Consider the following 15,043-nt stretch of genomic DNA (forward strand, 5'->3'; position numbering starts at 1 on the left):
TAAAAGCGGCAGATTGCAAGAGGCCCGACCGCAGCAGATTGCGGCGGCCGGTCGATCGCCCCTGCTTATTGCCAGGCGGCCAGGGCCTGATCGACGGCGCGCGTGCCCGGCGTGCCCTTCTCAAGCGTCAGGATCGCCCGCTTGCCGTCCTCGTAGAGGATCGGGATGTCGATCCAGCCGCGCTCCTTCAGCAGCGCAAGGTTACGCTCGCGCTCGCTCGGCACATTGGACAGCGCAACCCAGAAATAGCCGTCCGCCACCTTCACCGACGCGCCGACGAGCGCATCGCCGCGCGCCTCTTCCGTCATTTTCATGACGAGGCCCGGAACGTCGGCAACGCCCTTGTTCGGGAAGTTCGGCGGCAGGTCGAACTTCACTTCGACCAGATGGCTTGCCGGCAGGGAGCTGTCGCTGTTCGGCTTGATGGAAACCTCGGCCCCGACGTTGCGGTCGGTAATGTCTGCCTCGATCTTCAGCACCGTGACTTCCTTGCCGCCCTCATCGATCTTGTCGACCGACCAGACTGCTTGTCCGGGCGACGCGGTACCGGACCCGTTGCTCTCCTCGCCCTCCTCGTAGAGGATCGAGCGCTGCGCCACCGTCGTCGCTCCCTGCGGCACGCTCGGTGTGGCAGCCGGGCTTTCGGCCGGCTCGCTCGCCACCGACGGCGTTTCGAGGGCGGCCTGCTCCTGAGACGAGGCCTGCTCTGGCGGCGAGGACGGCTCCTCGAGCGCGGGATCGGCGCCCTCCTCCTCGCCCAAATCCGTTCCGGCAGGCTCTTCGTTGGCGGCCTGAGGCTCTTCCGGCGTCACCGACCGCACGGTGTCCTGCGGCGCGGGCGTTTCCCCGCCCTGCGGCGACGGCGGTGAAATACGCGTCGTGGTCACCGTGCGCGCGTCAGGTGCTGCCGGCGAGCCGTCATCGGTCAGCAGCCGGTCGGCATTCTTGTTGGAAGCGGCGGACGGCGTATCGGCTTCGGGCGTCGTCGAGGACTCCTCTACCGCAACCGGCGTTTCCTCGCCGCCGCCCTGGATGAGCGCCAGGATGGCGTCGCGCTGGGAATAGACGACCGCGCCGATGCCCACCAGCACCATGAGAATAACGGCCATGCCGATCACCATCGGCAGCCGCGAAGGCTTGAGACCCTGATGATGTTCCGCGGCAACGCGCTCGAACTGCTGGGCGTCCGTCGTCCTGCCGGAAGAAACCGGGGCGACCTTCGCCTGCCGCGCGCTGCCGCGCGCGGCGTCGCCATGCATTCCATTGCCTGCGAATCCGGGAGCGTCCATCGCCGGCTCGCGACGAATGGAATTTTCCGGATGCGGCTCACGCGCCTCGGGTAGGGAAGGCTCCTCCATCGTCTCCGGGCGGGTGACAGGGCGCTTTGCCTCAGCGGGAGGCTGGGGAGCGGAGGCCTGGACCGTCGCGGGGGGAGCCTCCTCGGGTTCCGGTTCCGGCGACGGTTCCTCCGCCTGAGCGGCTGGCGACGCCGGCTCAGGAACCGGCGGGACAGGCGCGGGCGCGGGAGGCGGTGCCGGCGGCCGGTTCAGACCCAACGTTTCACGGGCGGCTTCCGCCTCGACCTTGCGGATCGCCTCTTCCAGCCGCAACTGTTCGTTGGTGATTTCCGAAGGAGCAAGCGGCGGATCGTAAGCCTTGAGCTGATTGACGATCGCCGTTCGCGCGCGCTGATAGATCGCACGCCTTGCGGCACCCGTATTTTCCGGAAGCGCCGCCACGGTTTTCTTCAAAACCGAATAGTAATCCGCCATCTGCTCGCTCGTATCCGCCGAAATTCGGGGCCGGTGGTACAAATACCGCTTCCGCTTCCCTTTACATCAGAACTGGAAGCGAATCGAAATTCAACGCTGGGCCGGCAAGATTATGCTTATAGATCAACCCGCGCCCAAGCGGAATCGCCCAAGCGCAGTTATGCCGTTCCAGATGCCGCGCCCAACCGAACGGAACTAATCGCAGGTAGAAACCGTCTGAAATCTTCCAATTCGGCCATGCCGGACCGAACAATCCGCTCCAGCTTCGGATGGCACGGCAGACGGTTTCACGCCCGCCGAACCGTTTCTTTCGCCTGAACGCGAGCCTTAAGCCTTAATCCTGAAACGGATTCTGGACAAGGATCGTGTCGTCGCGTTCCGGGCTCGTGGACAGCATTGTGACCGGCGCGCCGATCAGTTCTTCGACATAACGGACATATTTCACCGCCTGCGCCGGCAATTCGGCCCAGCTGCGGGCGCCCTTGGTCGATTCCTTCCAGCCGGGCAGCGTCTCGTAAATCGGCTTCACCCGCGCCTGTTCGCCCTGCGAGGCGGGCAAATGCTCGATCCGCTTGCCGTCGAGTTCGTAGGCAACGCAGATCCTGATCTCGTCCAGCCCGTCCAGCACGTCGAGTTTGGTCAAGGCAATGCCGTTGATGCCGCTCGTCGAGACGGTCTGGCGCACAAGCACGGAATCAAACCAGCCGCAGCGGCGCTTGCGGCCCGTCACGGTGCCAAATTCGTGGCCGCGCGTGCCCAGGAAATCGCCGACCTCATTGTCCTGCTCGCTCGGGAAAGGCCCTTCACCGACCCGCGTCGTATAGGCCTTGGTGATGCCCAGCACATAGCTCACCGCGCCCGGCCCGAGGCCCGAACCGGTCGCCGCCTGCCCCGCGACCGTGTTGGACGAGGTAACGAAGGGATAGGTTCCGTGGTCGATGTCGAGCAGCGCGCCCTGCGCTCCCTCGAACAGGATGCGGTCGCCCGCGCGGCGGCGCTGGTCGAGCAGCGACCAGACCGTATCCATGAAAGGCAGCACCTTGTCGGCAACGCTCGCCAGTTCGTCGTAGATGGCGGAAGCTTCGATTTCCGGTTCGCCCAGGCCACGGCGCAACGCGTTGTGGTGCGCAAGCATGCGGTCGATCTTGGCCGGCAGCGTCTGCAGGTTGGCGAGATCCATCACCCGGATCGCGCGCCGGCCGACCTTGTCCTCATAGGCCGGTCCGATGCCGCGCTTGGTGGTGCCGATCTTGGTGCCGGCGGCGGCGGATTCGCGCAACGCATCGAGTTCCCGGTGCAGCGACAGAATCAGCGTGGCGTTGTCGGCGATCTTCAGCGTCTGCGGCGAAACGCTAACGCCCTGCTCGGCCAGCCGGCCCATTTCGGCAACCAGCGCATGCGGGTCTATGACGACGCCGTTGCCGATGACGGAGAGCTTGCCGCGCACCACGCCGGAGGGAAGCAGCGACAGCTTGTAGCTGACACCGTCGATGACCAACGTATGGCCCGCGTTATGGCCGCCCTGGAAACGGACAACGACGTCGGCCTGCTCGGAGAGCCAGTCGACGATCTTGCCCTTCCCCTCGTCACCCCATTGCGAACCGACGACGACGACATTGGCCATGAAGCTTCACCCTGCTTGCAGCATTATCCGGATGCGTGGCGCCGGCGGGCTTGCCGACACGCAAAGCCCCGACCGGCGGCCAGGGCAAACGCGGCGGACTATAGCGACAAGTCTCCGCGATTTCGACCCCTTCGACAGGCTTTTTCAGCGCCGTCGCGCGGCTCATTTTCGCGCATTTCCGCCTCATCGCAAAACGGGTGTCGCCTGGCACCTCCCGCAGCTAGGTTCGGCGGCAATATCGATCACGCCTGCGCAGGAAATCCCATGTCCGCCCTTCACTGGCTCATGCTGACCGTGCTGTCCTTCATCTGGGGCGGCACCTTCCTCTTCGCCAAGGTGGCGGTGGCGGAAATCCCGCCCCTGATGCTGGTATTCCTGCGCGTTGTCATCGGCGCGGCCACGTTGCATGTGGCGCTCCGCCTTGCCGGTCACCGCTTTCCGCTGAAGCCGTCGCTGATCTTGAGCTTCCTCGTCATGGGCCTGCTCAACAACGCCGTCCCCTTCTCGCTGATCTTTTGGGGCCAGACCGTGCTCTCGGCAAGCCTCGCCTCGATCCTCAACGCCACGACGCCGATCTTCACAGTGATTGTGGCCGCCGCCCTGTTCCGCCAGGAAGCGCTGAGCGTCCGGCGCATCGCCGGCATCGCCATCGGCTTCGGCGGCGTGGTGGTGATGCTGTCGCCGGGGCTTGCCGGATTGGGCGGCGATCCCGTCTGGGCCGAGCTTGCCTGCCTGGGCGCCGCCCTCTCCTACGCCTTTGCCGCCGCTTTCGCCCGCCGCTTCCGTGGCGTGCCGACCATGGTGGCCGCAGCCGGCCAGCTCACCGGCTCCAGCGTGCTGATGCTGCCGTTGGCACTGTGGCAGGCGGGAGACTTTTCGCTGGCCGCCACCAGTTCCGTCGCGCTTGCCAATGTCGCAGCACTTGGCGTGCTGTCGACCGGCATCGCGTACCTGCTCTATTTCCGCCTGCTGACGGAAGCCGGTGCCACCAACGCCTCGCTGGTCACCCTGCTCATTCCGCTCAGCGCCACCTTGATGGGCGCGGTCGTCCTTGGCGAGACGCTCGGCCCGCACGAAGCCGCGGGTCTCGCGGTGCTGCTCTTCGGTCTTCTGATCCTCGACGGGCGCGTCCTGCGGTTCCTGCCAAGGCGTTCCACTGCCCGCTGAAACGAAAAGCCCCGGCCGAGGGACCGGGGCTTTCGATGTTTCGTCAGAAGCTCAACGGCTTCACCTGCTTGACATGCGGGTGCGCCAGCACGCGGTCGATGACCGGCTGCGGCACCTCGCCGTCGACTTCGACAAGGCAGATCGCATCCTGGCCCGGCGCCAGGCGGCCCAGGTTGAAGGTGGCGATATTGACCCCCGCCTCGCCCAGCACCATGCCCAGATGGCCGATGAAGCCCGGCTTGTCTTCGTTGGTGACGTAGAGCATGTGGGCGCCGAGTTCAGCTTCCATGTTGATGCCCTTCACCTGGATGATGCGCGGCTTGCCGTCGGCGAACACGGTGCCGGCGACCGAACGCTCCTGCCGGTCGGTGATCACCGTCAGGCGGATGTAGTTCTCGTAGGCGCCCTGCTGCTCGCGGCGCACATCCTCCACGTGGATGCCGCGCTCGCGCGCCAGCGACGGAGCCGACACCATGTTGACCGTCTGCAACAGCGGCCGCAGGAATCCGGTGAGCGCCGCCGCCGTCAGCGCCTTGACGTTCATTTCCGCCACCTCGCCCTCATATTCCAGGCGGATGGTGTTGACGCCGGTCTCCGTCAGCTGCCCGGCGAAGGAGCCGAGCTGCTCGGCAAGCTTCACGAAGGGCGTCAGTTTCGGCGCTTCCTCCGCCGAGATCGACGGCATGTTGATGGCGTTGGTGACCGCGCCATGCAGAAGATAGTCGGACATCTGCTCGGCGACCTGCAGCGCGACGTTTTCCTGCGCTTCCATGGTCGATGCGCCCAGATGCGGCGTGCACACCAGGTTCGGCGCGCCGAACAGCACGTTCTCGGTTGCCGGCTCCACGGAGAAGACGTCGAAGGCCGCCCCCTTCACCTTGCCGCTGTCCAGCGCCGCCCTCAGAGCTACCTCGTCGACCAGCCCGCCGCGCGCGCAATTGATGATGTAGACGCCCTCCTTCATCTTCGCGATCGCATCGGCATTGATGATGTTGCGCGTCTTGTCGGTCATCGGCACGTGCAGCGTGACGAAGTCGGCACGGCGGAACAGTTCGTCGAGCTCCACCTTCTCCACGCCGATATCCTGCGCCCGCTCCACCGACAGGAACGGGTCGTAGGCGACGACCTTCATTTTCAGGCCGAGCGCCCGGTCAGCAACGATGGAACCGATATTGCCGCAACCGATCAGGCCGAGCGTCTTTGACGTGATCTCGGTGCCGATGAAGCGCGACTTCTCCCACTTGCCGGCCTGGGTGGAGGCGTTGGCCTCCGGGATCTGGCGGGCGGCGGCGAACATCATCGCGATCGCATGCTCGGCTGTGGTGATGGCGTTGCCGAAGGGCGTGTTCATCACGATGATGCCCCTGGCGGTTGCCGCCGCCACGTCGACATTGTCGACGCCGATGCCGGCGCGGCCGATCACCTTCAGCCTTTCGGCACCGGCGATGATCTTTTCCGTCACCTTGGTCGCGGAGCGGATGGCGAGGCCGTCGTAATTGCCGATGACGGCAGCAAGCTTTTCCTTGTCCTTGCCGAGATCGGGCATGAAGTCCACGTCGATGCCGCGATCCTTGAAGATCTGCACGGCTTCGGGCGAAAGCTTGTCGGAAATCAGAACCTTGGGAGCCATGTGGGCCTCCGGAAAATCTGTTCGGTATCGGCCACGCCCGGCAGGAACGCGTCCTGCCGCAGCTCAGCCTCGAAATCTTGCGGGAAGTGTCAGGCGGCAGCCTTCAGCTTCGCCTTTTCCGCGGCGAAGGCCCAGTCGAACCATGCCGTAAGCGCGGCGATGTCCGAGGTCTCCACCGTCGCCCCGCACCAGATGCGGAAGCCCGACGGGGCATCGCGATAGGCGCCGATGTCATAGGCAACACCCGCCGCCTCGAGCCGGCTTGCGATCGCCTTGGCGAAGGCGGCCTGCGCAGCTTCGTCGAGTGCGGTCACCTCGCCGTCGACGATCTTCAGGCAGACGGAGGTGTTGGAGCGGGTCGCGGGATCCGTGGCCAGGAAATCGACCCAGTCGGCCCGCGCCACCCAGTCGGCGATCGTCCCGGCATTGGCGTCGGCCCTGCCGATCAGGGCGGAAAGTCCGCCGATCGACTTCGCCCATTTCAGGGCGTCGAGATAGTCTTCCACGCACAGCATGGAGGGCGTGTTGATGGTCTCGCCCTTGAAGATGCCCTCGATCAGCTTGCCGCCCTTGGTCAGGCGGAAGATCTTCGGCAGCGGCCAGGCCGGCTGGTAGCTCTCGAGCCGCTCCACCGCGCGCGGCGACAGGATCAGCATGCCGTGCGCTGCCTCGCCGCCCAGCACCTTCTGCCAGGAGAAGGTGACGACGTCGAGCTTCGAGAAATCGAGCGCCTGCGCGAAGGCCGCCGAGGTGGCGTCGCAGATGGTCAGGCCTTGGCGATCGGCCGGGATCCAGTCGCCATTCGGCACCCGCACGCCTGAAGTCGTGCCGTTCCAGGTGAAGACGACGTCGTGGGAGAAGTCGACCGCCGAGAGATCCGGGAGCGCGCCATAAGGCGCTTCCAGCCGGCGAACATTGTCGAGCTTCAGCTGCTTGACCACGTCGGTCACCCAGCCCGAACCGAAGCTCTCCCAGGCCAGCATGTCGACAGGCCGCGCGCCGAGCAGCGACCACAGCGCCATTTCGACGGCGCCGGTGTCGGAGGCCGGCACGATGCCGATCCGGTAGTCGGCGGGCACCTGCAGCACCTCGCGCGTCAGCTCGATCGCTTCGGCGAGCTTGGCCTTGCCCTGCTTGGCACGATGAGACCGGCCGAGCGAGGCATCGCTCAGCGCTTCCAGCGTCCAGCCGGGACGCTTGGCGCAGGGGCCGGATGAAAAATGGGGATTCGCCGGCTTCACGGCCGGCTCGTTTGGCGTCGTCATATGCCTACCCTTCCAGATAGAAGCCCCTCGTTGGGGAGGGGTGTCCCACTGACCGGGCTACGGCATCGCCCCGGAAGCGTCAAGCGGATTCGGAGTATCCGCACGCCGGCCGAACGCAAGGCAAACAAAAAGGGCCGGCGGATGGCGCCGGCCCTTCGCTCCCGGATCGCTCCGGTGCTCAGTACTTGGTGACGATCGGCTCAACCGGCAGATAGGCCGGCGCGCTGTCAAACGTATATCGAAGCCCGACGCGGATCTCGTGCGCCTGCAGGTCTTCGTATTTGATCTTGGCCGTTGCACCGGCGGTGCTGAAGGTTTCCGAATAGCCGTCACCGATGTTCAGGTAGCGATAGCCGGCGTCGAGCGACAGGTTCGGATTGAAGGCGTAGGATGCGCCCGCCATCAGAGCCCACGAGAAGCTCCAGTGGCCGTCGCCGGGATAAGCGCCGGAGCTGCCGTCCGGATTGGAGAAGCGAATACCGTCGACATTCACGTAGGACGCACCGATGCCGCCGCCGACATAGGGCGTGAAATTGTTCCAGGTGCCGAGATCGAAATAGGCATTCCACAGGACGGTCCAGACATCGATATCCGCCGTTTCGGTGGAAGAGGAGGCTGTTCCGCCGACGCCGCAGGTGGCGCAAGGAGCGTTGCCTTCAAAATTCGACTGGAATTCGTAGTCGAGCGTCACGTCGGACCGGAAGTATTCGTTGAAGCGATAACCGACGCCGATGCCGATCACAGCAGTATCGTCCAGGCTCTCGTTCTGAAACTCGATGCTGCTGTAGGACACATCGGGATCCTGGTAGATCTTGTAGCCGATGTCGCCGCGCAGGTACCAGCCGCCGGTGACCACCGGCACTTGCGGAATATGTTCGATGACCGGTGCCGGCAGGTCTGCCGCAAGGGCGGCGGTCGAGAAAACCGTCGCGACGCCGGCCAGAGACAGTTTTCTGAAAATGCTGCCCATGTCCCCGTTCCTCATACTCGGCGCCCGCGCAATAGATTTGACGGATACGCCACTCAAAACACGAGGACAGAATTGGCGAAAAGTTTTAAGTTAGACTTAACCGTATTCTTTAACCGTGATTTTTTACCTTAACGAAAAGTTTAAATCTCAATAACGTGGTTAATGAAATCATAATACTGTGCATCCTGCTTCCGACTCCCGCAGGGAAAGGAGCGACTCCCGCACCTGGCGGCCATGCTGGCCTGCGGCCGCAAAAGCGCCAGTACCGAGAAATCAGCGCGGGCGAAACCCGCACCTTCTTCTCGTCAGAGACGCGCGTAGAGCGACTGATATCTGGACCCGGATCACGCGATGCGCTGCCGCGCACGCGGTCCGGGTTGACGACGTAAACCGGGAGGGCAGCCGCGTCAGGCCGCGACCTTGCTGACGGCGGCGACGATATCGTCCACGACGCCGGCCAGCAGATCCTCGTTATCCGCCTCGCCCATCACTCGGATCAGCGGCTCGGTGCCGGAGGCTCGGATGACGAGGCGGCCCGTATCGCCGAGCTTCCTGCGCCCTTCCTCGATCGCCGCCTGGACCTGTGCGTCCTCGAGCGGCTTGCCAGAGCGATAACGCACGTTCTTCAGGATCTGCGGCACCGGATCGAAGCGGCGGCAGACCTCCGAGACCGGCCGATCGAGCCGCTTGACACAGGCGAGCACCTGAAGGGCGGCGACGAGCCCGTCGCCGGTGGTCGCGAAATCGGCCAGCACGATATGGCCGGACTGTTCGCCGCCGACATTGAAGCCGTGTTCGCGCATGTGTTCCACCACATAGCGGTCGCCGACCTTGGTGCGGGCAAGCTGCAACCCGAGACCGCCGAGATAGCGCTCCAGCCCCAGATTGGACATCACCGTGGCGACGATGCCAGAGGCGGCGAGCCGGCCATCCTCCTGCCAGGACTGGGCGACGACGGCCATCAACTGGTCGCCATCGACCGTCTGCCCCTTTTCGTCGACGATGATCACCCGGTCGGCGTCGCCGTCGAGCGCGATGCCGATATCGGCGCGCACTTCATGCACCTTGCGGCACAGGGCGTCGACCGAAGTCGAGCCGCAATCCTTGTTGATGTTGAGGCCGTCCGGCGACACGCCGAGCGAGCAGACTTCCGCGCCCAGCTCCCACAGCGCCTGCGGGGCGACCTTGTAGGCCGCGCCATTGGCGCAATCGATGGCAATGCGAAGGCCTTCCAGGCTCATGTCGCGCGGCAGGGTGCGCTTGGCGAATTCGACGTAGCGCGCCTGCTCGCCGTCGACGCGCTTGGCGCGGCCGAGCTTGTCGGCCCGCGACAGGCGGGAGGCAAGGTCGCTTTCCATCAGCGCCTCGATCCGGGCTTCAACCTCGTCGGACAGCTTGAAGCCGTCGGGGCCGAAGAACTTGATGCCGTTGTCGGCAAAGGGGTTGTGCGAGGCCGAGATCATGACGCCAAGGTCGCACCTCAGCGAGCGGGTCAGCATCGCGACGGCTGGCGTGGGCATCGGTCCCAGCAGGAACACGTCCATGCCGACGGCGGTGAAGCCGGCCACCAGCGCATTTTCGATCATGTAGCCGGAAAGGCGCGTGTCCTTGCCGATCACCACCCGGTGACGATGGCCACCGTTGCGGAAGGCGAGACCCGCCGCCATGCCCACCTTGAGGGCGATATCGGGCGTCATCGGCCAGCGATTGGCCTCACCGCGAATACCGTCGGTTCCAAAAAGCTTGCGTACCATCTTCTATCCGTAATCAGTCTTGTATTCGTAATCCGAGCCTCACCGGGCTGCGCGGCCTGTCGCTGCGCGCCGGGAATCGTCATTCGCCCTCACTGTCGTGTTTTACACCCGATAGCGTTGCGAATTGTTCAATAATTGTGTGCGGTTGTTACGAAAACACCCGGCCTTTTCCAAGGCCGGGTGTCTGCAATTTTGCGATGCCTGACGATATCTGGATTTCGATATCAGGACTGCGGCTGGGGCTCCATGCCGCCGGACGGCGCGTCGCCCTCGCCGCCGCGCTTGACGCCGGTCTTCGGCACGGCGGAAGCGCGGGCCGTCGGCTGGTCGTCGTCGGATTCGCGCACCGGCGGCTTGCCGTTGAGCAGGTCCTTGATCTCCTCGCCCGACAGCGTCTCGTATTCGAGCAGGCCGTTGGCGATGGTGTGGAGCTGGTCCTCATGCTCGGTCAGCACGCGCTTGGCCGTCTCGTAGCCCTGATTGACGAAGGCCTTGATCTCCGCGTCGACGATCTTCTGCGTCTCGTCGGAGACGGTCTGATGCTTGGCGACGGAATGGCCGAGGAACACCTCTTCCTGGTTCTCGCCGTAAAGCAGCGGTCCCAGCTTGTCGGACATGCCGAACTGCGTTGCCATGGCGCGCGCCAGCTTGGTCGCCATCTGGATGTCGCCGGACGCGCCCGAGGTGACCTTCTCGTAACCGAAGATCATCTCCTCGGCGACGCGGCCGCCCATGGCCACCGCCAGATCGGCCTTGCACTTGCCGCGCGTGAGCGAGACCTGGTCCTTTTCCGGCAGACGCATGACCATACCGAGCGCACGGCCGCGCGGGATGATCGTCGCCTTGTGGATTGGGTCGGACGCCGGCATATGCAGCGCCACCAGCGCGTGGCCGGCCTCGTGATAGGCGGTCAGCCGCTTTTCCTCTTCCGTCATGACGAGCGTACGGCGCTCCGCGCCCATCATCACCTTGTCCTTGGCGTCCTCGAATTCCTGCATGGTCACCAGACGCTTGCCGCGCCGGGCCGCCAGCAGGGCCGCCTCGTTGACGAGGTTCATGAGGTCGGCGCCCGAGAAACCGGGCGTGCCGCGCGCCAACGTGCGCACATTGACGTCCGGCGCCAGCGGCACCTTGCGCATGTGGACCTTGAGGATCTTCTCGCGGCCGACGACGTCCGGGTTCGGCACCACGATCTGCCGGTCGAAGCGACCCGGGCGAAGCAGCGCCGGATCGAGCACGTCCGGACGGTTGGTCGCCGCGATGATGATGATGCCCTCGTTCGGCTCGAAGCCGTCCATCTCGACGAGGAGCTGGTTGAGCGTCTGCTCGCGCTCGTCGTTGCCGCCGCCGAGGCCCGCGCCACGATGGCGGCCGACGGCATCGATCTCGTCGATGAAGATGATGCAGGGGGCGTTCTTCTTGGCCTGCTCGAACATGTCGCGCACGCGGCTGGCGCCGACGCCCACGAACATTTCCACGAAATCCGAGCCGGAAATGGTGAAGAAGGGTACGTTCGCCTCACCCGCGACCGCACGCGCCGTCAGCGTCTTGCCGGTGCCCGGAGGGCCGACCAGCAGCACGCCGCGCGGGATGCGCCCGCCGAGCCGCTGGAACTTCTGAGGGTCGCGCAGGAATTCCACGATCTCCTGCAAATCTTCCTTGGCCTCGTCGATGCCGGCCACGTCGTCGAAGGTGACGCGGCCATGGGCCTCCGTCAGCAGCTTGGCCTTGGACTTGCCGAAGCCCATCGCCTTGCCGCCGGAGCCCTGCATCTGGCGCATCACGAAGATCCAGATGCCGAGAATGATGAGCATCGGGAACCACGATACCAGCGCGCCGAGGAGCGAGAAATTCTCCGTCGGGGGCCGCGCGGTGATCAGCACGCCTTTCGTGCGCAGCAGCTCCACGTATTCGCCGGCATTTTCAGGCGCATAAGTCTGGAACGTGCCGCCATTGCTGGTGCGGCCCGTTACCTGCTGGCCCTGGATGGTAACCTCCCGCACATCGCCCTGCTCCGCCTGGTTCAGGAACTGGGAAAACGGGATCTCGTTGCTGGCGCTTCTTTGTCCAGGCCCCTGGAAAAGCTGGAACAGGGCGATCAGCAGCAGGCCGATGATCACCCAAAGCGCGAAATTGCGGAAGTTTGCGTTCATCTGGTTCCCTTCGCCGCTCGCTGCGACGGTCAAATGCGGAGAGCGGGCATAGCCTGCAACATAGGTTTCCGGCCGCACGCTGCCAAGGCCTGAGGCCAAGTTGTCACACCGCCCTCTCCATTTTGTTAAACGCTTGCGCGTATCTGTGCACGCAGAAAGGCTTTTTTGCCGCTTCAGGGTTGCAGGGGCGATTGCAGGGACAGAATAGAACAACCCTCCGGCAGGCCGCATCCGCAAAAGCCCGGTACGCGGACGTCGCCGTCCCCGAAAAGGATCAATGGCGCGGCCTCGAAGGCCGCCGCCGGCCAGCCAGCGGGCGGCTTCAGGTCCAGCCGCTTCAGGCCGCCCTTGCCGAGCGGCGCCACCCGCAGCCGGCAACTCTTTCCCGCCTCGACCAGATAGCGGTCATCGAAAACGGCGCGTGCCGCTTTCGCCTCTTCGCCGATTTCGACGGGTTCGATCCCCTCGCGCCCCGCTTCCCGCCAGACAAAGAGGAAATCGCCCTTTCGCGCGATCACCGCGCCGCCGAGCGTGCGTTTGGCTCCGGGCAAGGCCAGGAGGCCGGCCGCCGCCCGCACGAGCTTTTCATGCGCGGGCATGTAGTCGCTGCCCGATGCCGCACGGATCAGGCGGGCAAGCAGGCGGTAGCGCAGATCCTCCGGAAGCGCGGAGACATCCGTAACCTTCAGCCGCACCGGACCCGCCGCGTGGAACTCGGCGCGTTCCAGCACCCTTGTCACGCGGGCATCGACGGCATCCGCCATCCGCCCGAAGAGATGCGCGGCCCGCGCCAGGCGATCGGCCGTCAGTCCCTCGCGGGCAAGAGCCGGCATCAGCTTGCGGAAACGGACGCGCTCATAGCCCGGGTCCTCGTTGGACGGATCCTCGCACCAGGCGATGCCGGCGTCCCGCAACATCGCCACGAGCCGCGCCTTCGGAATGCCGAGAAAGGGCCGCAGCACCGGCAACCCGTACCAGGAAGAGTGCGCACGCATGCCGGCAAGACCGAAGATCTGGCTGCCATGCGTGAGGCGAATGAGGAAGGTTTCCGCCTGGTCGTCGAGGTGATGGGCCAGCACCAGGGCCTGCGCGCCCACGTCGCGCGCAGCGTCGCTCATCAGCCAGCGCCGGGCGGCCCGCGCCTTGGCCTGGATGCCGGATTGCGGCTTGTCGCCGCCCCAGCGCAGCGTCATGTGGGGAATGCCAAGCCCGGCACAATAGGCAGCCACCGCCTGCGCCTCGCGTTCGGCTTCGGGGCGAAGGCCGTGATCAACGGTCAGTGCCGTCAACGCGGGAGAGTCCTGCCGCCTCTGCCCCCAGCGGTGGAGAAGATATAGCAGGGCGGTCGAATCCGCGCCGCCGGAAACACCGATCGCCAGGCGGGAATAGCCTGAAAGCGGCGCAAACAGCGCATCCGCCTCCCTGTCGCCGAGCGGCGCAACGGTATCAGGAGCAGCCGGCACGCTGCTGTTCGGCCTGCGCCTCGGAGCGCACGGCGGCCGGAGCGCTCGGATATTTCGACAGCAGTTCGGAGAAGGTGGCGCAGGCTGCGTCGCGCTCGCCGATCCCCTTCAGCGACAGGCCGAGCTTGAGCAGGCTGTCGGTCACCTTGGAACTGCCGGGATAGTCGGTATAGCTCTTCAGGAAAGCGTCCGCCGCGTCGCGGTAGCGGCGCTGCGCGTAATAGGTCTCGCCAAGCCAGAACTGGGCGTTGCCGGCCAGCTCGTGATCGGGAAAATCGGTCAGGAAAAGGCCGAAGCCCGCCTGTGCGGCCGGATAGTCGCCAGACAGCATGAGGCGATAGGCATCGTCATAGGCCACGCGCGGATCGCCGAGCGGATCGGCAGCGGCAACCTGGTTGCCGATCGGGTCGCTTCCTGCATTCTCCGCGCCCCGGACGCCGGGAGGGGCGGCGCCTTCGCCGCCATCGGTCCCCCGGGTCGCCTCGCCGCCGCGCGCAAGGGCGGAAAGATCGAGCGGGCCGCTGCCATTCTCATAGCCGCCCGCCTGTCCGAATTCCGCGTCGCCCGAGCCTTCCGGCGCGCCGGCGGCGCCGTAGCTGCCGTCCAGCGTGCCGAGGGTGGAGGGCGGCGCGCCGAGCTGCGCGCTGCCTCCCTGCGCCTGCGGCGCCGAACCGGTCGTCGCCGGAGCCGCGTCCGAACGCTTGCCGGTTCCGCCGCCGCCTGCCTCAAGCTGCTGCAGGCGATATTCGTTGTCTTCCTGCATGCGGCGGATCTGATCCTGCAGCACGCGGATCTGATTGCTCAGTTCCTCGACCTGGCCGGTCAGCCGGCGCATGTTGTCTTCCACGTCGTTCAGGCGGACATTGGTCTCGGCGTCCGACTTGCCGCCGCCGAAAAGCTGCGCGGCGGCTGGCGCGGAAAACGCCGCAAGGCCGGCCGCGATCACCATGGCAGCCGCGAAAATTCTTCCAGAAATCATGGACCTCCTCCGATTGCCCCGGACCGGATTGGTATTTGCCGTCGCTTTATCGAGCCTGCGGCGTCAAGGGTTTGCCCGTGTTTCAAAGCTCGCGGATCGATAGTCCGCAGACCGTCCGGGCTCCCGAACGGTCTATTAGCACAGGGCGCCGAGAGTTCGGCCAAAATTTGGCGTTCCGCATCGCCCCCTTCGACGGACGCGCGGCGACGAAGCCTTGCGCCCCGCGCTCCGGACGGCAAAAAGCCGGCAGCGTCTCCGCCGCCGGC

The 15,043-nt window shown here is 65.4% G+C and carries 10 protein-coding genes; 1 reads left to right on the plus strand and 9 read right to left on the minus strand.

All coding sequences use genetic code 11. The features are described from left to right. Window positions 1–65 precede the first annotated feature (65 nt). Both H2509_RS08945 and H2509_RS08950 read right to left on the minus strand, forming a co-directional pair. Window positions 66–1,772, minus strand: a complete 1,707-nt coding sequence (locus tag H2509_RS08945) for a prolipoprotein diacylglyceryl transferase (RefSeq protein ID WP_182164460.1) — start codon at window positions 1,770–1,772, stop codon at window positions 66–68. Window positions 1,773–2,106: 334 nt separating this feature from the next. Continuing rightward, on the minus strand, window positions 2,107–3,396 hold the full coding sequence (locus H2509_RS08950) for an adenylosuccinate synthase (protein WP_182164462.1): 1,290 nt from the start codon (window positions 3,394–3,396) through the stop codon (window positions 2,107–2,109). A 264-nt stretch (window positions 3,397–3,660) separates the two neighbouring features. Between H2509_RS08950 and H2509_RS08955 the strand changes: the two genes are divergently transcribed. Continuing rightward, complete coding sequence (locus H2509_RS08955; protein WP_182164464.1) at window positions 3,661–4,563, plus strand: DMT family transporter; 903 nt, start codon at window positions 3,661–3,663, stop codon at window positions 4,561–4,563. Window positions 4,564–4,606: 43 nt separating this feature from the next. On the opposite strand, the gene serA is transcribed toward H2509_RS08955, so the two are convergent. The 7 genes from serA to ybgF form a co-directional block, all read right to left on the minus strand. Further along, window positions 4,607–6,193, minus strand: a complete 1,587-nt coding sequence (gene serA, locus H2509_RS08960) for a phosphoglycerate dehydrogenase (protein ID WP_182164466.1) — start codon at window positions 6,191–6,193, stop codon at window positions 4,607–4,609. Window positions 6,194–6,282: 89 nt separating this feature from the next. Continuing rightward, window positions 6,283–7,458 carry a phosphoserine transaminase gene (locus tag H2509_RS08965; protein WP_182164468.1) on the minus strand — a complete coding sequence of 392 codons (1,176 nt, stop codon included), beginning with the start codon at window positions 7,456–7,458 and terminating at the stop codon, window positions 6,283–6,285. A 178-nt stretch (window positions 7,459–7,636) separates the two neighbouring features. Further along, window positions 7,637–8,428 (minus strand): outer membrane protein, encoded by a 792-nt coding sequence (locus H2509_RS08970; protein ID WP_182164470.1) that lies wholly within the window; start codon window positions 8,426–8,428, stop codon window positions 7,637–7,639. A gap of 407 nt (window positions 8,429–8,835) precedes the next feature. Continuing rightward, window positions 8,836–10,182, minus strand: coding sequence for a phosphoglucosamine mutase (glmM, locus tag H2509_RS08975; protein WP_182164472.1), 1,347 nt, complete (start codon window positions 10,180–10,182; stop codon window positions 8,836–8,838). 224 nt (window positions 10,183–10,406) lie between these two features. Beyond that, complete coding sequence (gene ftsH, locus H2509_RS08980; protein WP_182164474.1) at window positions 10,407–12,335, minus strand: ATP-dependent zinc metalloprotease FtsH; 1,929 nt, start codon at window positions 12,333–12,335, stop codon at window positions 10,407–10,409. Window positions 12,336–12,508: 173 nt separating this feature from the next. Continuing rightward, window positions 12,509–13,798: a tRNA lysidine(34) synthetase TilS gene (tilS, locus tag H2509_RS08985; RefSeq protein WP_182164476.1), complete on the minus strand. Its 1,290-nt coding sequence runs from the start codon at window positions 13,796–13,798 to the stop codon at window positions 12,509–12,511. Beyond that, window positions 13,782–14,777 carry a tol-pal system protein YbgF gene (ybgF, locus tag H2509_RS08990; protein ID WP_209001882.1) on the minus strand — a complete coding sequence of 332 codons (996 nt, stop codon included), beginning with the start codon at window positions 14,775–14,777 and terminating at the stop codon, window positions 13,782–13,784. The genes tilS and ybgF overlap by 17 nt, the downstream gene beginning before the upstream one ends. Window positions 14,778–15,043: the final 266 nt, after the last annotated feature.

Source organism: Stappia albiluteola, assembly GCF_014050225.1.
GTDB lineage: Bacteria > Pseudomonadota > Alphaproteobacteria > Rhizobiales > Stappiaceae > Hongsoonwoonella > Hongsoonwoonella albiluteola.